Source organism: Parabacteroides sp. PFB2-10 (assembly GCF_029893085.1).
GTDB lineage: Bacteria > Bacteroidota > Bacteroidia > Bacteroidales > Tannerellaceae > QVMG01.
Genome location: NZ_JARXWI010000004.1, coordinates 194,768 through 216,235 on the forward strand (window position 1 = coordinate 194,768; position 21,468 = coordinate 216,235).

Genomic DNA, 21,468 nt, shown 5'->3' on the forward strand with positions numbered 1-21,468 from the left:
CATAAATACAAAACAAAAAATGGAACTTAAAAACAGAAAACTTACCCAGGATGAGTTTTTTAAAGAACGTGAGGAGGTGCTCCAGCAATGGCCTACCGGCAAAGGGGTTAACCTTGAAAGAGCAATCGAATACCAGCAGGGTATAGCCTCTTCTAAACGTTTTGGTGATAAACTGGCAAAAGCCAAAGCGGAAGGGGTGACGCTGATACAGCCTCGCGCCGGTGTGGCTCTGTATACGGAGCATATCAAATTATTGCAATACCTGGAAACGGAAGGCGAAGCCGATCTGTTGCCCAGTACGATCGACAGTTATACCCGCTTGAACCGCTATAAAGAGGCTGAAGTAGGGATTGAGAAGAGTAAGGAGAGCGGTCGTTCGATGCTCAATGGTTTTCCGGCGGTAAACTATGGGGTAGACATTTGCCGTACGGTGACCTCTTCGTTGGAGGCTCCTGTGCAGGTGCGTCACGGAACGCCTGACGCGCGTTTATTGACCGAGATCACCATTGCCGGGGGATTCACCTCGTATGAAGGGGGAGGTGTCTCCTATAATATTCCTTATTCGAAGAACCACTCGCTGGAAAGCACGATTGCCCACTGGCAATATGCCGACCGCCTGGTAGGGATATACGAAGAGGCGGGTGTGTCGATCAACCGGGAACCGTTTGGTCCGCTGACGGGTACGCTGGTTCCGCCTTGTATCTCGAATTCGGTGGCCATTATCGAAGCCTTGCTGGCGGCTACACAAGGGGTGAAAGATATTACGGTAGGCTACGGACAATGCGGTAACCTGATTCAGGATGTGGCGGCTATCCGCGCGTTGAACCACCTGACACGGGAGTATCTGGATAAGTTCGGCTTTGAAGATGTGCGGGTAACCACCGTTTTCCATCAGTGGATGGGAGGCTTCCCGCAGGATGAGGCGAAGTCGTTTGCTGTGATCTCCTGGGGTGCTGCTGCCGCTGTATTGGCGAAGGCAACCAAAGTGATTGTAAAAACACCGCATGAAGCGATGGGTGTGCCTACCAAAGAGGCGAATGCTGCCGGGTTGAAAGCCACCAAGCAGTTGACCTCGATGCTGAAAGACCAGTCTTTTGTTGAAATACCGGCTGTTGTAGCCGAGAGCCAGATTATCAAAGAAGAGGTGATCTGTATCCTGAATAAGGTAGAGGAACTGGGTAAAGGCGACTATGTGCAGGGCACCATTGCGGCCTTTGAAGCCGGTGTGATCGATATTCCGTTTGCTCCGAGCAAATTCAATGCCGGCAAACTGATGCCGGCGCGTGATAATTCTGGTGCGGTTCGTCTGCTCGATACGGGTAATGTGCCATTGACCCCGGAACTGAAAGCCTTCCATCGTTCCAAATTGGAAGAACGTGCCGCGTTTGAAAAACGCCCGGTTAGCTTCCAGATGGTGGTCGACGATGTGTATGCAATTGGTAAAGGATTCCTGGTGGGGAGACCGCATGGGAAATGAAGAATCAAACAATTTTGAAATAACTATCTAAAAGCTCCCCTCCTGCCCGAGGAGGGGGTGGACCGCTGCTTGCTGCGGTGGGGTGGTGGGAGAATAAAATGTAAAGCAATTAATCAAAAACAAAATGAAAATAAAAAATGTAATATGTGCTCAGGGGAAAACAGGTTTTTTCTTTGACGACCAGAAAGCAATCAAAGCAGGAGCCGGACATGACGGCGCGTTTTATACCGGCCAGCCGATGACGGAAGGTTTCACCGCCGTGCGTCAGGCAGGAGAGTCAATCTCTGTGTTGTTTATACTTGAAAACGGAGCAGTGGCTCATGGCGACTGCGCCGCTGTGCAGTATTCGGGAGCAGCCGGACGCGACCCCTTGTTCCTGGCCAAGGACTTTATTCCGTTGATCGAAAAGGAGATTGCTCCGATGTATATTGGACGGGAGATCACCAGCTTCAAAGAACTGGCCGACCTGGTGGATAAGACGAAAAGCCCCTCTACCGGCAAGATCTATCATACGGCAATCCGTTATGGGGTGACGCAGGCGTGCTTAGACGCGGTGGCGAAAAGCCAGTCGAAACTGATGGCGCAGGTGGTGGCGGAGGAATACGGCACGACGGTATCCGACACGATGATCCCTATCTTTACGCAATCGGGCGACGACCGCTACGCGAATGCCGATAAGATGATTATGAAGGGTGCTCAGGTATTGCCGCACGCCCTGTTCAACCATGTGGAAGAAAAAACAGGACTGAAGGGCGAAAAGATCGAGGCCTATATCGAGTGGCTGCGCAACCGCATCCTGCAATTCAAGCCTTTTGAGAGCTATAATCCCGTTATCCATATAGATGTATATGGCACCTTAGGCCTTGTGTTCGACAATGATTTTAAGAAGATAGCCGACTATATCGCCGGTTTGGAAAAGATCGCTATTCCTTTTGCCCTGCGGGTGGAAGGTCCGGTCGATATGGGCGAGAAGGAAGCGCAGATAGAAGGGTTGCGTATCATCCGCGAAGAGTTGGAAAAGATGGGCTCCAAAGCGGAGATCGTTGCCGATGAATGGTGCAACACCCTGGAGGATATCAAGGATTTCACCCTGCGCAAAGCCGGACACATGATCCAGATCAAGACACCAGACCTGGGTGGTATCAACAATTCGATCGAGGCGGTTATCTTCTGTAAGGAGAACAATATCGGCGCTTACCTGGGAGGTACCTGCAACGAAACAAACCGTTCCGCGGAGGTATGTGCCCATGTCGCTATGGCAACTAACCCGGTGCAATACCTGGCCAAGCCCGGTATGGGCGTAGATGAAGGCTATATGCTTATATTTAATGAAATGCAGCGTATCTTAGCGCTGAAAAATGTTTTATAAATAAACCTACAATACAAGATGGAAGAAATAAGAATACTTTCCCCAACAGCTATTCTCGGCTATGGATTCCCGATGGACTCCTTTGTCGAAGGAATGAAACGTAAGCCGCATGTGATTGCAGTCGATGCGGGTTCCACCGATCCCGGTCCCTATTACCTGGGGGCAGGGAAGTCGTTTACCGATTTTAACTCCGTGAAACGCGATCTGGAAATCATGATCCCCGCTGCTATCGAAGCAGGCATACCGGTGATTATCGGCACAGGCGGCGGTAGCGGTGGACGGCCTCACGTAGCCTTCAACCTGGAGATCATCCGGCAGATAGCTGAAGAAAAGAAACTAACCTTCAAGCTTGCCGTTATCCAGTCGGAACTGGATAAAGAACTGATTAAGCAGAAACTGGCCGATGGCGATATCGAACCCTTGTTTCCGGCGGAGCAGATCACGGCAGAAGAGGTAGATAGCTGTGTGCGCATCGTAGCGCAGATGGGAGAAGAACCGTTTATCAACGCCCTCAATGAGGGAGCCAACGTGATCCTTGCCGGGCGTTCTTACGACCCGTCTGTCTTTGCCGCCCTGGCCATCAAAGAGGGATTCGATCGCGGACTGGCGATCCATTTGGGTAAGATACTCGAATGTGCCTCGATTGCTGCCACGCCGGGAAGCGGAAGCGACTGTATGTTCGGCTACCTGCATAAGGATGATTTTGTGCTCGAACCCCTGTCGCCTTTGCGTAAATGTACGACCCTATCGGTGGCTGCCCATACGCTTTACGAGAAGACAAACCCCTATATGCTGCCCGGACCGGGCGGAGCCATCGACCTTTACGGAGCCACTTTCACGCAGTTGACCGAGAATACGGTGCAGGTGAAAGGCAGTAAGTTCGTGCCCACGGAAGAGTATTTTGTGAAATTGGAAGGGGTGAAGAAGGTTGGTTACCGCACGATCTCTGTGGCCGGCGTGAAAGATCCGGTGATGATCGATAAGATCGACGATATTGTGCAGAGTGTAAAGGCGCGGGTGAAAGATAACTTCGAAGCCTATGGCATTACCGATTTTTTCCTCGACTTTAAGATCTATGGCAAGAATGGCGTGATGGGCTTGTTCCCCGGTGCCGACAACCGCACGGCGCATGAGCTTTGCATCGTGATCGAAGCGGTTGCTGATACGCAGGAGCGTGCCGATACGATCTGTGGCTTTGCCCGTAGCACCATGCTGCATTTCGGTTATGAAGGACGTATATCGACAGCTGGAAACCTGGCATTTCCTTTCTCTCCGTCCGACTGTAAGGTAGGCGAGGTGTACGAGTTTAATGTGTACCACCTGATGAAAGTCGACAATCCGTCGGAATACTTCCCGGTGGAGTACATTGAGTTTAAATGAATAATAAATCAATTATGGAATATACATTAAGAGATATAGCTTCGGTTATCCGGAGTAAGAATTCCGGGCCGTATGAACTGACCTTTGATGTGATCTTCAAAGACTTCGAGACCTACGAGAAGGTGAAGGCAGCCCATGCGATCAATGAACCGGCTTTTGCCGCTTTATACAATATCCCGGAGTCGGATATTATCAAATTAGTCTATTTTGATCCGGCGAAAGCTGTGAAGATCACGATTGTGCGTCCGATCCCGTCGGGAGCGTTGGGCGAAACGGATGTGTACGGTGCCCAGCAGCACTCTCCATTATTAGGCTATAAAGTTCAAATATAAAAGCGTATGCTCAGCCGGATACAGGACTATTCTGTCTTTTCGCAATATTTCGCCCCGCACGGACGAGAGCGGTTATTGTTCCTGGGTGAGCAGATCGCCCAACGCCATCTGACGCATACAGACAGGCTTGTCGGCATTGTTGGTGATGCCGGTTCGGGAAAATCATCCCTCATCCGGGGGATGTTTCCCGGACTGGAACTGTCGAATGACGACGATATGCTTAACCCGCGTAAGATCATGCAGGTGCGCGATCTGTTTGAGGATGTGCAGCAGTCGACCACCTATCATATCGATATGCGGTTTCAGATTGCCTTCACCCAGATGTATGAAATCGTTGAATTTGTACAGAACGCGCTCGAACACAAGCGAAGGGTCATCGTCGAGCACTTCAACCTGCTCTATCCGGCCTTGGGTATGAATGCCGATATCTTAGTCGGGATCGGGGAAGAGATTATCGTGACTCGCCCGAGCATCTTCGGCCCGCAACCACAGAGTATCTATAATATCGTATCCAGTTCGCTGCACTACCGCCGCGTGGCGCATACGATCGAAGATATCACCATGCTGATACTCTCTACGGAGTTCAACGTAGACCGCAAGATTATCTATCCTTCCGATATGCGGAATGGCTTTATCCTGAAATTGACCAAAGAGGTCGATCTGGATTTCGAACGTTTGAATGCCCGGGTGAAAGAGGAGATAGCCAAGAACTTAGACATCTGCTATTTCGACGAAGACCATATCCTGATCGGTGGAACCAAGGTGGTCTGCAATTTCCCGCGCCTGCACGTGCTCAACACCTCGGAAGTCGAAGCCTTTACGTTGATCAAGCGTTATATCCCGGATCCTAAATCGGACACCTTCTGTATCGTGGGTGTACTGAGCAATGATGAGAATATATCGATTGACAACCTGAATACGGTTCATTTCCTACAAAGAAAAAAGATATGATAAGAGAAATACATACCGACAAGATAACCGACCTGGTCGAAAAGCTTTGCATCGAAGCTAACTGTCACCTGACAGACGATATTTTTCAGTGCCTGAAAGCGTGCCGCGCCACCGAGAAGTCGCCTTTGGGCAAGGATATCCTCAACACCTTAGTCGAGAATGCTCAAATCGCCCGCGACGAAATGGCTCCGATCTGCCAGGACACTGGCATGACCGTGGTGTTTGTTACCCTCGGACAGGAGGTGCATATCGCCGGTGGTTCGCTGGAAGAGGCAATCAACGAAGGCGTTAGGCGGGGCTATGAAAAGGGCTATTTGCGCAAGTCTGTTGTGCGCGATCCCTTAGACAGGGTAAACACAAAAGACAATACTCCGGCGGTTATTCATTATGAGCTTGTGCCGGGCGACCAGTTTCACCTTATCGTTGCCCCGAAAGGATTCGGTAGCGAGAATATGAGCGGTCTGAAAATGTTGAAACCCAGCCAGGGGCTGCCCGGGATCAAAGAGTTTGTTATTCGAACCATCTCTGAGGCCGGCGCTAATCCCTGCCCTCCGATCATTGTCGGAATAGGCATCGGGGGAACGATGGAAAAGAGCGCCTACCTGAGCAAAAAAGCCTTGCTCCGCCCGGTAGGAGAAAAGAATCCCAACCCGATGTTAGCCGAATTGGAAGCCGAATTGTTGGATACTATCAACAACTTAGGCATCGGCCCGGCCGGATTTGGCGGCACAACAACGGCGTTGAGCGTAAATATCCTGACCTACGCTACGCATATTGCCGGATTGCCGGTTTCGGTCAATATCGGTTGCCATGCGACGCGACATGCGGAAGGAAAGCTTTAGGTAATTGATAATTAGGGCGAAACGAAGAAAAAGATATGGAAACAAAAACAATTATAACGCCTCCCTTTACGGATGAGGTGATCCGGAGTCTGAAAGCCGGGGATATGGTGTATATCTCCGGAGTCGTTTATACGGCTCGTGATGCGGCTCACAAACGCATGTGTGAATACTTAGACGAAGGAAAATCGATGCCTTTTGATTTCGAAGGGGCTGCGATCTATTATGCCGGTCCTTGTCCTCCGAAGCCGGGCAAACCGATTGGTTCTGTCGGCCCTACAACGAGCGGACGGATGGATCTCTATTCGCCCCGCCTTATAGAGCAAGGGCTTAAGGTAATGATCGGAAAGGGCTTTCGCAGCCAGGAGGTGATCGATGCTATTGTGAAACACAATGGTGTCTACTTTGCTGCGATCGGCGGTGCAGCTGCCCTGATGGGCAAATGCGTAGAGAGCGCCGAAGTGATCGCCTACGATGAACTGGGCACCGAAGCGGTCAGACGATTAGTGGTCAAAGAGCTACCCGTTATCGTCGCTATCGACAGCCAGGGACGTAATATGTACGAAGAGGGTCGTGCAATGTATCAATCCGCCTGTTGCGGGTGATATACAGATCTCCAAACCCTAAAATGACATTTTGATATTTTGGTAGGACTTTGTGCGCAAAAAGGCAGGACTTTGCGAACAAACTCCCGGGAGTAAATATTCGTTAACATTTGATGTGTAAGCAACCCGGGGCTATTTTAACTAAAAATAGCCCCGGGTTGCTTACATATCGGTTTTTCTTTTTTGCGATTTAAAGGAGAAGCCGAATCGCAGAAACCAATGTTTATTTTTTATTTGAAGAAATACCGTACGATATCGTTTCCGTTTGCGTAGATCAATAGGCCGAACAACAACAGCATACCGACGATTTGCGCATATTCGAGGAATTTGTCGCTTGGTTTGCGGCGGGCGATTACTTCATACAGTAAGAACATCACATGGCCACCATCCAATGCCGGGATCGGCAGGATATTCATAAAGGCCAGGATGATGGATAGGAAGGCGGTGCGTTCCCAGAATGTTTTCCAGTTCCACTGCGCAGGGAAGAGGCCACCGATCGTACCGAATCCTCCGAGGCTGGAGGCTCCCTCTTTGGTGAACACATACTTCATATCGCTCACATAGCCTTTCAGGGTGTTCACTCCCAGACGGATACCGGCCGGGAACGATTCAAAGAAGCCGTACGTTTTGGTATAGGTACCGTAGATATCGGCCGGCGCCATCAGGTAGAAGCCTAACTTTCCGTTCTCGTCGGTGTGTGCGGTGGTCGACATCGGTTGCCCGTTGCGGTAGTAGTCGATCTGAATATCCGCATCTTTATATTCTTCTAATATCTTGGCGGCATCTTCAAACAAGGGAGTCAGCGTGCCGTTAATAGCCACAATGCTATCGCCGGGTTGCAAGCCTGCTTTGGCGGCCGGGGTGTTCTTGCCCGATAGTTCGCGTACCATCATCGGGATACGGTTGGGGTCGGCAAATCCTTTTTTGTCGCGGAGGATGCGTTGCATCATATCGTCCGGAATAGGGATCACGGTTTGCACGCCGTTGCGCAATACGGTGACATTGGATGATTCCACCACCTTGCGGAAGCTGTTTTCGCCAAAGCGGTCTAACTTCTCACTATCGGCCATCAACAATACGTCGCCATCCTGGAAACCAATGTTATGGAATGTCTCGCTATAATACATACCGTTGGTCATTTTATCCAACGGAACGTATGTTTCTCCCCATTTAAACAACACCATGGAGTAGATGAAAAGCGCCAGGAGGAAATTGAACAATACCCCTGCAATCATGATCATCAACCGTTTTCCGGCCGACTTCGAGCGAAACTCGTATGGTTGGGGTGGTTGAGCCATCTGCTCTTTATCCATGCTTTCATCGATCATGCCCGATATTTTGCAATAGCCTCCGAGCGGAAGCCAGCCGATACCATATTCCGTTTCGCTGTTTTTCGGTTTATACCGGAAGAGGGCAAACCAGGCATCGAAGAAAAGATAGAACTTCTCTACACGCACTTTATAGATACGGGCGAAAAGAAAATGCCCGAACTCATGCACTATCACCAAAATCGACAAACTGAGAATCAATTGTGCCGCTTTAATCAAAAATGTTTCCATTTACAATCTGTTTACTTTATATATTCCGCAGCCAACCGGCGCGCTTCGGCATCGGTTGCTACATAGTCGTCATACGAAGGCTTTTCAATAAATGTTGCCTTCATCATTGTTTTCTCTATGATGTCACTCATGGCCAGGAAGCCTGTCTCGTCGCGCAGGAATGCTGCCACAACCACCTCGTTGGCTGCATTCAGTATGCAGGGCATATTGCCGCCACGGTGGATCGCCTCGTAGGCGAATGTCAGGTTGCGAAACCGACGGGTGTCGGGCTCTTCAAAGGTGAGTGAACTATATTGTTTGAAATCCAAACGGGGAGATACTCCTTTCAGTCGTTTGGGGTAGGAGAACGCGTAAGCGATCGGCAGTTTCATGTCGGGAATGCCCAGTTGAGCCATCACGGCACCATCCTGAAATTCCACCATGGAGTGGATAATAGACTGTGGGTGTACCACCACTTCGATCTGTTCCGGCGTAAGGCCAAACAGCCATTTCGCTTCGATCATCTCGAAGCCTTTGTTCATCATCGACGCCGAGTCGATGGTAACCTTCGCACCCATCGTCCAGTTGGGGTGGCGCAAAGCCTGTTGGCTGGTTACGGTAGCCAGTTCATCGATCGTCTTCGTGCGGAAAGGACCGCCTGAGGCAGTCAGGAATATCTTGGCTACCGGGTTCTCCCATTCGCCTGCCAGGCATTGGAAAATGGCGGAATGTTCCGAATCGACCGGTAGGATGGGGGTTCGGTTCTCCTGCGCCAGGCGGGTGATTAGTTCCCCGGCAACGACCAACGTCTCTTTGTTGGCCAGGGCAATGGCTTTGCCGGCTTGGATAGCTGCGATGGTGGGACGCAGGCCCGAGTAGCCAACCATGGCGGTCAACACCAATTGGATCGGTTCCATCTGCACCACTTGTGCTATCGCCTCGGCGCCAGCCCATACTTTGATCGGCAGGTCTTCCAGGGCTTCTTTCAGCTCCGGGTATTTTGTTTCGTTGGCAATCACCACCACTTCGGGCATAAAGGTGCGTGCCTGGTTGATCAGTAGATCGACATTGCTGCCCCCTGTCAGGGCATACACCTCAAACAGATCGGCATGATCGCGGATCACCTCCAACGCCTGCGTACCGATAGAACCGGTCGAACCTAATATGGCTACTTGTCTCTTCATGCGTCAGAAAGCAATGTATTCGCCCGGATTGACCGGTTGTCCGCGATACCATAATTCGAAATGCAGGTGAGGACCTGTCGACAGATCTCCGGTATTTCCTACCAATGCAATCGCTTCTCCGGCAACCACCTGGTCGCCTATCTCTTTCAATAGTAATTCGTTGTGTTTATAAACCGATAGGAAGCCATTGCGGTGTTGCACCTGTATCACATTACCGAACTTCGGATCGAACCCGGTAAAGACCACCGTGCCGTCGAGGGTTGACAATACGCTTTCCCGCAGCGAGGCAACAAGATCGATGCCATAATGCTTGATCTCCTGATTGTAGGCAGCCGACATCACACCGTTAAGCGGTTTAACGAAGAAAATACCATCGGGAATCGGATTGGGATTCAGGCTGGTGAGGTTATATCGTTCCTCCTCTTCGAATGCCTGAATAAAAGCTTTCTCGTTTTCTCCCCGGACAATCTCAAAATCCGGGTTTATCTGCGCCAATGTATCTAATGTGCGGATAGAGTCTATCTCGGTAGTGCCGGTCAGTATGCCCTGGATATTGTCCAGATACATGGCCTGAATGGCAATCATACGTTCTAAGGAATCGGCGCGCAATACGTTCTGCACGATCTCCTTCCGCACCTCGACATCGAGGTATCCGGGCAGATAGTTGCGTATCGGCGTCAGGATAATGATCATAGAGGTGAGAGTGACCAATAGTCCGGCAAAGAAGAGTACCATCGTTACGGCCGACAGCATGGATATACGGAACGACCATACCTCTTCCAAAGCGCTTTCATTAAAAAAGGAGAGCTTATACTTAAAGCGCATCTTATGCCAGAATTCACTTCTGGACGTTGCTTTTTTCTTTGTTCTATTTGTCTTTGTACTGTCTTTCTTTCCCATCTTTTTATCTTACTTCACCATAAATCCAACAATCCCTCCGGGAGGTGAATCCGTATCTCTTTGGCAATATGGTCGACCGCTGTGATCAACTCTTCGACGGCAGGGAACAGGATCTCTTTTCCGTCGTGTTCGATATGAAACAGGATGTTCTGCGTGCTTTCGTCCACCGCTGTTATCACACCCGACAAATTATTTTCATCATCCCTGACCTGGTAACCGATAAAACTGTCCCAGGTCATTTCGCCTATCAGGTTCTCCTCTTCGTCTACCAATTCGTAAGGCAGATACACTTCCCGTCCCATAAACTTCCGGGCCTGCTCTTCCGTGTCAACTCCTTCGAGTTTGATCAATATGATCGTACTGCCCTTATAGCGGTACTCCTCGATGAAGAACGGAACAAAAATACCTTCTATATCACATACCAGATAGGGCTCTTCGATATCGTCAAATAATTCAATGGTTGTTTGTAGCGATATCTCTCCCTTTACCCCGTGGGGCTTCGCAAACCGTCCGATACGGAATAACTCTTCTTGCCTTATCATAACCTCGTAATACGGGCGCCTACTTTGTTTAATCGTTGGTCGATATTCTGATATCCGCGGTCGATCTGGTCGATGTTGTTGATGCAACTGGTGCCGTCGGCACTCATGGCAGCGATCAACAAAGCGATACCCGCGCGTATATCCGGCGAAACCATGGTCGCTCCGCGCAAGCGAAACCGATTGCCCAATCCGATCACCGTCGCCCGGTGCGGGTCGCAAAGAATGATTTGCGCCCCCATATCGATCAGTTTATCGACAAAGAAAAGGCGGCTTTCGAACATCTTCTGATGGATCAACACGCTACCCACTGCCTGTGTGGCAACCACTAAGAACACACTCAACAGGTCGGGTGTCAGTCCCGGCCAGGGTGCATCGGCAATGGTCATAATGGATCCGTCGATGAAGGTGTCTATTTCGTATGTATCATGTGTAGGCACATGGATATCATCGCCTACCTGTTCTACTGTAATGCCTAAGCGGCGAAAAGATTCCGGAATGATGCCCAGGTGGTCATAGCCCGTATCTTTTATCAGGATATCGGAACCGGTCATGGCGGCCATACCGATAAAGCTGCCGACTTCGATCATATCCGGCAGGATACGATGTTCGGTGCCATATAAAGCCTCTACCCCTTCAATGGTGAGCAGGTTGGATCCCACACCGGAAATGCGCGCTCCCATGCGGTTCAACATCGTACAGAGTTGTTGCAGATAGGGTTCGCAGGCCGCGTTATAGATCGTTGTCTTTCCTTTTGCCAAGACGGCGGCCATCACGATGTTGGCCGTACCCGTTACCGAGGCCTCGTCCAATAGCATATAGGTGCCGGTCAATCGGTCGGCTTCCACCTTGTACAGGTGGCGCTCGTTATCGTAATCGAATGTGGCACCCAGCTTTTGAATACCGGTAAAATGAGTGTCCAGGCGGCGGCGTCCGATCTTATCGCCTCCCGGCTTGGGAATCAATGCTTTCCCGAAGCGGGCCACCATGGGGCCGACAATCATAACGGAACCTCTCAGTGAGGCGCTTTTGCGTAGGTAATCATCCGTACTTAGGTAGTCCAGGTCGATATCGTCTGCCTGAAAGGTATAGACATCCGCAGCCGGATGTTCCACCTTTACCTGCATATCGCGCAACAGTTGGATGAGGTTGTTCACATCTAAGATATCGGGCACATTGCTGATGGTGACCTTTTCCGCGGTCAACAGCGTGGCACAAATCACCTGCAGGGCTTCGTTTTTTGCCCCTTGCGGTACGATTTCACCCGATAGTCGGTAGCCTCCTTCTATGACAAACGAACTCATCTCCCTTTCCGTTGGTGATTTTTCTTATTGTTGTTGTTATTGTTGTTGGATTGCTGATTGTTGCGCGCCAGGATCTCACGGCTCTCAGTCAGCTTATGTGTCTCTTCGCTGAGCACGATCTTATTGTGCGACAATTCATCCAAGTCTTTGAAAATCTTCCGGTCGTCGACACTCTCTTTGTTCCATGTCAGGAACGACTTTTTCATGTGATTCGCCAGCATTTTGGTCAATTGCTCCCGTTCGTCACCGTTCTCCAATTCGGTAGCTTTGTCGATCATCAATTCCAGTGTGCGTCCATAATGACGGTAACGGATGCGCGAATTGTTATACGGAATACGGGGCGGACGGCTGTGCAGGTCCTCTTTGCGGATAATCTCGTAAGGGTAATCGATATCGAGCTTGAAATCCGACATAATCGCCAGGTGATCCCAGAGAATATGTTTGAAGTCATTGACGTCACGCAGGTGGGGAAACATATTTCCCATGATATTGATGATGGTATCGGCACAACGCTTCCGCTCATTGCGGTCTTCTATTGCGACACAATAATCCACCATATTTTGAATGTTACGTCCATATTCGGGCATAGCAAGCTTTTTCTCTTCTGTATTGTATTTCATTCTAAAAATCGTTTTAGGGAACAAATGTACAGATTATTATTGATTTGCCCCAAACGAGATCCTTAAAAGATATAGAATGTGTCTTACACTGAAAAAGGTGAATCCCGCCATCATTCTATCGTCGATGGGCATGGACAGTACTGTCGAAGCGCATGGACAGAACTGTCGAAGGGCATGGACAGTACTGTCGAGGCGCATCGACGATAGAATTCTCATGCAATATTGTGAATAAACACATTGATATTCATTGTATTGTTTGCGTCAAAGACGCGCCGCGTTGTTAAACCCCATGTGAAGTATAGCGGAACATGGGGTCGAGAGAGCAAATCATCCACCCTTGGCCTCGAAGAGGTCGAACTTACAATGGCGATGGTCTCAGCAGGGCTATGTTGGCCTTCGATTACTCTTTATCTGTGTTTTTACGAAAAATTAATAGTTTTTGTTTTGGAAAATAAAACAGATGTTCTACATTTGTAGAATAAAGTAAACGACAAGTAGAATATCATGCAGCAATTATCCAAATCTGAAGAACAATTGATGGAATACATCTGGCAACAAGACAGGGTCTTTCTAAAAGAGATTATGGAGCTTTATCCGGATCCCAAACCTGCCGTTACAACGGTTATGACATTATTGAAACGCATACAGGAGAAGGGATATGTTGCCTATCAATTGTATGGGAACTCCCGACAATACTACCCGCTGGTAAAAAAATCCGATTATTTCTCTCGCCATGTAAAAGGGATTATTTCGAATTATTTCGAGAACTCGCCTCTTCAGTTCGCCTCCTTTTTTACCCGGGAAGCCGATTTCACTACTGACCAATTAGAGGAACTCCGGAAAATAGTAGAATTAGAAATTGAAAAGAGAAAAAAATGATATCCTACATACTAAAAGTAATACTCTGCTCTGTCTTTTTCTTTGTTATATATAAAGTCTTGCTGGAAAAGGAAGTGTTGTATAGATACAACAGGGCTTACCTGCTTGGCAGTTTATGTTTGTCGCTGATCATACCGGCAATCACTTTTACGCAGGAAATACCTATCGTTGAGTTAGGGAATAGTATTATTACTGATAACACCATTTATTCCACCTCTCAACGGATAGTAGAGGAGGGGGCTACAATCATAATAGAAACCCAGGGGCAAACGTTAGATTGGATTACCATTTTATGGCTGATCTATGCCGGCGTAACCTTCATTCTTCTTTTAGATTTTATTTTTAAACTTACTAAACTATATGGCAAGATAAGGAAGGCTCAGTGTATACCTTACCGGCAAGGCTCCCAATTGGTGTTAACCCGGGATATGTGTACTCCTTGCAGTTTTCTGAATTATATATTTCTCAATCAGGCAGCGTATGCCGCCGGAAATATAGATGAGAAAGTGTTATGTCATGAACTGGCGCATGTTCGCCAGCGGCATTCGTATGATAATATCCTGCTGGAATTGTTAACTGTCTTTTTTTGGTTTAACCCGATGCTTATGGTTTATAAGCGTTTTATTCATCTCAATCATGAATATCTTGCAGATAAATCAGTGCTTGAACACCATCAGGATATCATTCAATATCAATATCTGTTAATCAATATGACCGGGAATCTCGAGAAACCGGGCATAGTGAGCCAATTCAATTTTTTATTCACAAAAAAACGTTTGATTATGATGACAAAAACAACATCACAAAAGAAAAAATGGCTGAAGCAACTGATCACCCTGCCTTTTGTACTGGTGGCTCTTTTTCTTTTCAGTAATAAGACCGTCGCATATGTACCTACTGTTGGAGATTATCCACTTACGTCTGTACAAGAAACGACTCAGGAAAACAGGGAACTGTCCCCTGTTCAGGAATTTAACTCCATACATGCAAAAGGTATCGTAGAAAAGAATGGACAAAAGCGGTACGACCAGGCATTGCTGTCACCGGAAGATATCGATCGGATGAGAACATTATTTCTGTCGATGACAACGGAAGAGCAGGATAAATTAAATGGGGTATTCTTACGTAGACAGGCATATGAAGAAAATATTCCCCCGCAAGAAGAGATGGAAGCATGGAAAGATCCTACGCAATATGGCATCTGGCTGGATGGAAAACGAATAGATAACGCGGAGTTAAATAATTATCAGCGAACGGATTTTGCCCATTATATGAAAAGCCGTTTGATGGCAAATGCAAAGGACTACGGGAAATATGTCTATCATCTATCTCTGGTATCCAAAGAAGCAAACCAAAAAATAGCGGAAGATGAAACACTTTATTTTTATAGCCATAGAATAGATAAAGTGAAGATAAAATGATTCCTCTTTTGTAATGCAGGTGATTACTCCCTAAAATAAACCCTTTTTACCCGAGGGGAGATGGAGGTGAGTACCTCGTAAGGGATGGTTTGCAGACGGGCGGCCATCTCTTCCACCGGCAGGCCTTCGCCGAAGAGGGTGACGGGGTCGCCTTCGGCGGCTTCGATGTCGGTGATGTCGACCAGGCAGGTGTCCATACAGATATTGCCGACAATCGGACAACGCTTTCCGTTGATCAACACTTCGCCGCCGCCGTTGCCCAGATGGCGGTCGAGTCCATCAGCATAACCGATCGGCAGGATGGCGATGCGGGAGTCGCGCTTAAGATAGGTCATTCGGTTGTATCCGACAGAGTCGCCGGCCGGCACATGTTGTATCTGCAGAATAATGGTTTTGAGGGTGCTGACGGGACGCAAGCCGTTTTGCCCCGACGCGCTGACTCCATACAGGCCAATGCCCAAACGAACCATATCCATCTGGTAGTCGCTAAAGCGTTCGATGCCTCCGGAGTTCAGGATGTGTTTGATTACCTTCTGTTCCAATCCCTCTTCCAGTTCCTTCGCGGCCTGTTCGAATTGACGGATCTGACCGAACGTAAACTCATCCAAAGCACTGTTGTCGGTCCCTGCCAGATGGGAGAAGAGTGAGCGCACCATAATACCACCCTGCTCGCGTATGCGGCGGATAATCTCCGGAATGTCTTTCGATTGGAATCCTAACCGGTGCATGCCGGTGTCGATCTTCAGGTGAACGGGGTAGGAGGTGAGTCCGCGGCGTTCGGTCTCCTTGATCACGGCATCCAAGAGGCGGAAGCTGTAGATCTCCGGCTCCAACTGGTTTTCGAACAGCATATTGAAGCTGCTGAACTCCGGGTTCATCACCATGATAGGGATGGAGATGCCTGCTTTGCGCAATTCGGCTCCTTCGTCGGCCACGGCTACGGCCAGGTAGTCGCAACGCTGCTCCTGCAAGGTCTTGGCAATCTCATACGATCCGGCGCCATAGCCAAAGGCTTTGACCATGCAGGCCATCTTGGTGCCCGGTTGCAGGCGGGATGTATAGTAGTTGAAGTTATGAATAATTGCATCCAGATTGACCTCGAGGATCGTTTCATGTACCTTCTTTTCCAATAGTTCGCTGATCCGTTCGAAATGGAAACGCCGCGATCCTTTGATCAGGATAAGCTCGTTTCGGAAGGTAAGATAGGTTTCCGAACGGATAAACTCGTCGGTCGTCAGGTAAAACTCCTTTTGCATCTCGAAGAACTGGCCGAACTCGGAGATGTCTCGTCCGATGCCGATCACGCGATCGACTCCTTTGCGTTTAACCAGGTCGGCTACCTTCTTATAGAGCGACTTCGGCAAGGTGCCCGATTGCAGGATATCGGACAGGATCAGGGTGCATGGCGTGTTTTGGTCTACCCGCCGTCCTTGCATGAATCCAAGCGCAATGTCTAAGGAGTTGATATCGGAATTATAGGTATCGTTAATGATCAGGCAGTTGTTGATGCCCTGCTTGATATTCAATCGCATATCGACCGGCTCCAGTTTCTCGAACCGGGAGGTCTCGTTCAGGGTGCTCGGCTTCAGGTAGATCATGGTGGTGAGGCAGTGGATCACGTTTTCAATGGAGGCATCGTCGGTGAATGGTATATTGATCTTCCGGTCAATACCCATCAAGGTGCAGGTGATAGTCGTTGCTCCCTCTCCTTTTTTGATCGAACTGATATACAGAGGTGCCTCTGAGTTCGTGCGGCTCCAGGCAACCGATTTGTGGGAAAGCAATGAGGCTTCTATGCAGTCGGTGAGAATCGGATCGTCGCCATTGTAAATGATCGCTTCCGCTTCGGTGAAAAGCTGTAGCTTCTCCATGATCTTTTGCCTAATGGAAATGAAATTTTCCTGATGCGCTTCTCCCACGTTAGTCAATATGCCGATTGTTGGATCGATGATAGGGCGAAGCCTCTCCATTTCGTCGGGTTGGGAGATGCCCGCTTCGAAAATAGCCAATGTGTGGCGGTCGTTCATTTCCCATACCGACAGGGGCACTCCGATCTGTGAATTGTAGCTGCGGGGCGAACGAACGATATTGAATTCGTTATGTAATAATTGGTAGAGAAACTCCTTCACAATGGTCTTCCCGTTGCTGCCGGTAATGCCAATTACCGGGATGCGGAACCGCTTACGGTGGTGTGCCGCCAGTTTCTGTAAGGCTTTTACGCTGTCTTTCACCAATAGGAAGTTGGCATCCGGCATGGTGTCGAACACGGGCAACATATCGCTTACAACAAAATTGCGCACCCTGAGGCGATAGAGATCTTCCACATATTTATGCCCGTCGTTCGTACGGGTGGGGATAGCAAAAAAAAGGCTTTGTTCCGGAAAGGTAAGACGACGGCTATTGGTCAGCAGTATACTGATCGATGCATCATGCCATTTTCCCTGTTTGACGCCTAAGATAGAGGCTATTTCTTTGATTGTGTAATCCATAGATGGTAATTGATAATTGATAATGGATAATGGATAGCTTGGCAATTATCAATTATCCATTATCAATTATCCATTGACTTCGTTCCTTTCTTAAATCAAAGGAAGGGAATTTTTTTTGAAACTCTTCCATCTTTAACAAAGTTTGATGGATAAACTGTTGGTGAGCGTCGCTATCCTGTTGAAAAGGACGGTGCTCGATAGCCTTTCGGATCTTGCGCCATTCCGATAATATCTGTTTGGTTTCATCCGTGAAGCGGTTCTCTTCGAAACGCTGTCCGATGTATTCAATCGCCAGCGAAGAGGGGTGAAGCATATCGTCTGCGTAATAGCGGTAGTCGCGCAATTCGTCCATCATAATCTCATAGGCCGGGAAGTAATCTATCTGTCCGGGGAAGGTTTTTTGCAATCGGTCGATAGCCAATAACAGGGTGGCTTTGCTCAATTGGTTGCCATGCGCCCCGTCTTTCCAATGGCGGATCGGACTCACGGTAAATAATAGTTTTACTTTGGGATTGTGTTCCCAGAGCGAGAGTAAGAGGTCGTGCCAGTCGGCGAAGATCTCATCGACCGTTAGCTGTTCGCGATCGAAGAGTGTTGCGGGTTGCTTATGGCAGTTGGCAACAATGGCTCCGTTATTTTTCAGGCGATAGACATAAGCGGTGCCAAAAGTGACCACTAAGCGGGTGGTATGTTGTAGTTTTTCGGCCGATTCCTCCAGGCGGCGGTTGATTGCCTCCAGTGTCTCCGTTTGCGACGGCATGGAGAAACGGCTGTGATGTGCATAGCTATGATAGGCACCTTCGTATAGGAAAAGATCTTCCTCCCTGAAACGCCCGGGTCGGATCAGCCTGCGGATCGCCTGCGCAACGGAGGCCGGGTTATACAATATCCCGAACGGATTGATATCTGTCTGAAATTTATTATCCACGAGCCGCTTCCCGATATTCTCCGTAAAGCAGGATCCCAACAGCATAATCGTGTCCGCGTAGGAGAACATCAACGGATCTTTTTCCTTAGCAACAGGTGTATAGAATATCATATCGTTATAATTTGAAATCAGTTACAATATTACACATTTCCCTCTTTGAAATGGGCATTTTGTCTAAATTGCCGGGGATTTTTTTCGAAAATCCGGGAAATATGGCTGACCGACCATGGTAGGCAACCAATTCCTTATGCGGTTGTTAATTTTTAACATATCATAGGATAAACAAAAAGGGGTATGTTGCTTACATTTTGATCTTCCTGTTATCTTTGCCGGAAATAGGCTATCCGATCAATACAATTGTATAAAAATGATTTTAATAAACCGTCTGTTCCTTCTCCTATTCACTTTTTCTCTTTTTGCCTTATCCGTAGAGGCGCAAGAGCAACGCTACACCATCAGTGGTCGTGTGACGGACGCGTCAAGCGGTGAGGATCTGATCGGGGCAGGAGTGATGGTGAAGGGCACCCGCTTAGGGACGGTAACAAATGCCTACGGTCATTATGCCTTGCCACTACCAACCGGCGAATATACCCTGATTTTCTCCTACCTGGGCTATGAAACCAAGGAGGTAGAGATCCTTCTGGGTGAGGATCAGCGTTTAATGGTTCGCCTAACGCCCGGCGTGAACCAGCTCTCGGAGGTGGTGGTCTCCGCCGAGGGGCAGAATGCGCATGTGAGCAAGGTGGAGATGAGCACGGAGCGATTGACTGTCAAAGAGATCAAGCGTATTCCCGCCCTGATGGGTGAGGTCGATGTGATCAAAGCGATCCAGTTGCTGCCGGGTGTCCAGGCGGCTGCCGAAGGCACCTCCGGTTTCAGTGTTCGTGGTGGTGGGCATGATCAAAACCTGATTCTTTTAGATGAGGCTACGGTCTATAATGCCTCCCATCTGATGGGCTTCTTTTCGGTATTTAACAATGATGCCATCAAAGATGTGACACTCTACAAAGGCGATATCCCCGCCAGCTTTGGTGGACGGCTCTCTTCGCTTCTGGATATCCGGTCGAAAGAGGGAAATACGCAGCGTTTCGCCGCCACCGGAGGGATTGGGTTGATATCCAGCCGTCTTACATTGGAAGGGCCGGTGGGTAATGAGAATGCCTCTTTCCTCGTGTCAGGACGACGCACCTATGCTGATCTTTTTCTGAAACTGTCGAACAATGAAGACTTGCGCAAGTCGAGTCTTTATTTCTATGACATGAATGCTAAGCTAAACTATCGGATCGATGATAACAACCGTATCTTCCTTTCCGGTTACCTGGGGAAAGATCACTTCGGCAATGAGTTTGCCGGCATGGATTTTGCCAATAAGACCCTGACAGCCCGTTGGAATCATCTCTTCTCGCCCCGTCTTTTCTCTAATTTCTCGCTATTGGCCAGTGTGTATGACTACGCTATGCTGATGGATATCGACACGCAAATCAACCAAGAGTGGAAATCACAGATGAAGGACTGGGAGCTAAAGGCGGACTTTACCTATCAGCTACATACGAATCATCAACTGAAGTTCGGGTATAACCTGCTTTATCATGACTTTATGCCCGGTGAGGGGGGTGGTACGACTGAGGAATCGATCATCGCGCGTTTTGGTATACCCCGCGAATATGCCCTGGAGCATGCTCTTTATCTCTCTGCCGAATCGACCATCGCCAATCGCCTGAAGCTGAAGTATGGATTGCGCTATTCGCTCTTCCAGAATATTGCTAACGGAGAAGAGCTCGATTGGCTAACAGGCTATGAGGTGGCTTACCGTAAGACATACGACCGTGGCACCTTCTATCACAACCAGGGACATCTCGAGCCGCGCCTGGGAGTTGCCTACCTTTTCAACGATGAACACTCCGTAAAAGCCAGCTATTCGCGTACCGTACAGTATATCCAGTTGGCTTCCAACTCAACAGCCGGATCTCCTTTGGATGTATGGTTTCAGACTTCTCATAACATCCGTCCGCAGCTATGCGACCAATGGGCACTGGGGTATTTCCGTAATTTTATGGGGAATCAATACGAAGCATCAGCGGAAGTCTATTACAAAAACCTGGAGCAGGTGATTGATTTCAAAGATCATGCCCAGTTGATCGCCAACGAAAACCTGGAGCAAGAGGTCCGTTTCGGTCGGGGTTACGCGGCTGGTTTGGAATTGATGGTTCGGAAAAACGAGGGACCTCTGACCGGTTGGGTGAGTTATACCCTTTCTAAAAGCCGTCGGCAGATAGATGATATCAACGAAGGGCGATGGTATCGCTCCCCGTATGACAAGCCGCATACGGTCTCTGTTGTGGCGAGTTATGAGCTTTCTCCTACCTGGAATATCTCGGCTAACTGGGTATATGCCAGCGGCACCCCGGTGACCTATCCGACAGGGCGCTACCAGATCGAAGGCACTTATGTGCCAATCTATTCGGGGCGTAATGAGTATCGTTATCCCGATTATCACCGGATGGATCTATCCGCCACCTGGCAACTCTCCAAGCCCGGCGCGCGCCTGAAGCATGAACTGAACTTCTCCCTGTATAACGCCTACGGACGAAAGAACGCCTGGGCGATACGTTTCCGGCAAGATGCTGACCGTCCTGATGTGACCTATGCGGAAATGGTCTACCTTTTCTCTGTTGTACCCTCCATAACCTGGAACTTCACCTTTTAACCAACC

Annotated in this window: 18 protein-coding genes; 10 read left to right on the forward strand and 8 right to left on the reverse strand. The window is 48.8% G+C overall.

Annotated features, from left to right (window positions below; genetic code table 11):
- The first annotated feature begins 19 nt into the window (after positions 1–19).
- The 7 genes from M2137_RS05290 (at position 20) to M2137_RS05320 (ending at position 6,953) form a co-directional block, all read left to right on the forward strand.
- Positions 20–1,477 (forward strand): methylaspartate mutase subunit E, encoded by a 1,458-nt coding sequence (locus M2137_RS05290; protein ID WP_280765422.1) that lies wholly within the window; start codon positions 20–22, stop codon positions 1,475–1,477.
- 124 nt (positions 1,478–1,601) lie between these two features.
- Positions 1,602–2,846: a methylaspartate ammonia-lyase gene (locus M2137_RS05295; protein WP_280765423.1), complete on the forward strand. Its 1,245-nt coding sequence runs from the start codon at positions 1,602–1,604 to the stop codon at positions 2,844–2,846.
- An 18-nt stretch (positions 2,847–2,864) separates the two neighbouring features.
- Positions 2,865–4,226 carry an acyclic terpene utilization AtuA family protein gene (locus tag M2137_RS05300; RefSeq protein WP_280765424.1) on the forward strand — a complete coding sequence of 454 codons (1,362 nt, stop codon included), beginning with the start codon at positions 2,865–2,867 and terminating at the stop codon, positions 4,224–4,226.
- 11 nt (positions 4,227–4,237) lie between these two features.
- Entirely contained in the window at positions 4,238–4,558 is a 321-nt protein-coding gene (locus M2137_RS05305) for a DUF4387 domain-containing protein (RefSeq protein WP_280749729.1), read from the forward strand.
- Positions 4,559–4,564: 6 nt separating this feature from the next.
- Complete coding sequence (locus tag M2137_RS05310; protein ID WP_280765425.1) at positions 4,565–5,509, forward strand: alanine-tRNA synthetase second additional domain-containing protein; 945 nt, start codon at positions 4,565–4,567, stop codon at positions 5,507–5,509.
- On the forward strand, positions 5,509–6,351 hold the full coding sequence (locus M2137_RS05315) for a fumarate hydratase (RefSeq protein WP_280765500.1): 843 nt from the start codon (positions 5,509–5,511) through the stop codon (positions 6,349–6,351). Before M2137_RS05310 ends, M2137_RS05315 begins: the two co-directional genes overlap by 1 nt.
- 35 nt (positions 6,352–6,386) lie before the next feature.
- Entirely contained in the window at positions 6,387–6,953 is a 567-nt protein-coding gene (locus M2137_RS05320) for a Fe-S-containing hydro-lyase (protein ID WP_280765426.1), read from the forward strand.
- A gap of 230 nt (positions 6,954–7,183) precedes the next feature.
- Here the strand turns inward: M2137_RS05320 and rseP are convergent, their stop codons facing one another.
- The 6 genes from rseP to M2137_RS05350 form a co-directional block, all read right to left on the reverse strand.
- Positions 7,184–8,512, reverse strand: coding sequence for an RIP metalloprotease RseP (rseP, locus tag M2137_RS05325; protein WP_280765427.1), 1,329 nt, complete (start codon positions 8,510–8,512; stop codon positions 7,184–7,186).
- A gap of 11 nt (positions 8,513–8,523) precedes the next feature.
- Positions 8,524–9,675: a 1-deoxy-D-xylulose-5-phosphate reductoisomerase gene (locus M2137_RS05330; protein WP_280765428.1), complete on the reverse strand. Its 1,152-nt coding sequence runs from the start codon at positions 9,673–9,675 to the stop codon at positions 8,524–8,526.
- 3 nt (positions 9,676–9,678) lie between these two features.
- The gene (locus M2137_RS05335) at positions 9,679–10,500 is read right to left on the reverse strand and encodes a M23 family metallopeptidase (RefSeq protein WP_348538027.1); all 822 of its coding nucleotides are present in this window, start codon (positions 10,498–10,500) and stop codon (positions 9,679–9,681) included.
- 89 nt (positions 10,501–10,589) lie between these two features.
- Positions 10,590–11,117 carry a ribosome maturation factor RimM gene (gene rimM / locus M2137_RS05340; protein ID WP_280765430.1) on the reverse strand — a complete coding sequence of 176 codons (528 nt, stop codon included), beginning with the start codon at positions 11,115–11,117 and terminating at the stop codon, positions 10,590–10,592.
- Positions 11,114–12,418 carry a UDP-N-acetylglucosamine 1-carboxyvinyltransferase gene (gene murA / locus M2137_RS05345; RefSeq protein WP_280765431.1) on the reverse strand — a complete coding sequence of 435 codons (1,305 nt, stop codon included), beginning with the start codon at positions 12,416–12,418 and terminating at the stop codon, positions 11,114–11,116. Before murA ends, rimM begins: the two co-directional genes overlap by 4 nt.
- Complete coding sequence (locus M2137_RS05350) at positions 12,415–13,038, reverse strand: DUF4290 domain-containing protein (protein ID WP_280765432.1); 624 nt, start codon at positions 13,036–13,038, stop codon at positions 12,415–12,417. Before M2137_RS05350 ends, murA begins: the two co-directional genes overlap by 4 nt.
- Positions 13,039–13,542: 504 nt before the next feature.
- On the opposite strand from M2137_RS05350, the gene M2137_RS05355 reads away from it, so the two are divergent.
- Complete coding sequence (locus M2137_RS05355; RefSeq protein WP_280765433.1) at positions 13,543–13,917, forward strand: BlaI/MecI/CopY family transcriptional regulator; 375 nt, start codon at positions 13,543–13,545, stop codon at positions 13,915–13,917.
- Positions 13,914–15,338, forward strand: a complete 1,425-nt coding sequence (locus tag M2137_RS05360) for a M56 family metallopeptidase (protein WP_280765434.1) — start codon at positions 13,914–13,916, stop codon at positions 15,336–15,338. The genes M2137_RS05355 and M2137_RS05360 overlap by 4 nt, the downstream gene beginning before the upstream one ends.
- Positions 15,339–15,361: 23 nt before the next feature.
- Here the strand turns inward: M2137_RS05360 and M2137_RS05365 are convergent, their stop codons facing one another.
- Together M2137_RS05365 and M2137_RS05370 are read right to left on the reverse strand one after the other, a co-directional pair.
- Entirely contained in the window at positions 15,362–17,827 is a 2,466-nt protein-coding gene (locus M2137_RS05365; protein ID WP_280765435.1) for a bifunctional UDP-N-acetylmuramoyl-tripeptide:D-alanyl-D-alanine ligase/alanine racemase, read from the reverse strand.
- Between the two features lie 52 nt (positions 17,828–17,879).
- Positions 17,880–18,866 carry a GSCFA domain-containing protein gene (locus M2137_RS05370; protein ID WP_280765436.1) on the reverse strand — a complete coding sequence of 329 codons (987 nt, stop codon included), beginning with the start codon at positions 18,864–18,866 and terminating at the stop codon, positions 17,880–17,882.
- A 256-nt stretch (positions 18,867–19,122) separates the two neighbouring features.
- Here M2137_RS05370 and M2137_RS05375 point away from each other — a divergent pair, with 256 nt between their 5' ends.
- Positions 19,123–21,462: a TonB-dependent receptor gene (locus M2137_RS05375; protein ID WP_280765437.1), complete on the forward strand. Its 2,340-nt coding sequence runs from the start codon at positions 19,123–19,125 to the stop codon at positions 21,460–21,462.
- Positions 21,463–21,468: the final 6 nt, after the last annotated feature.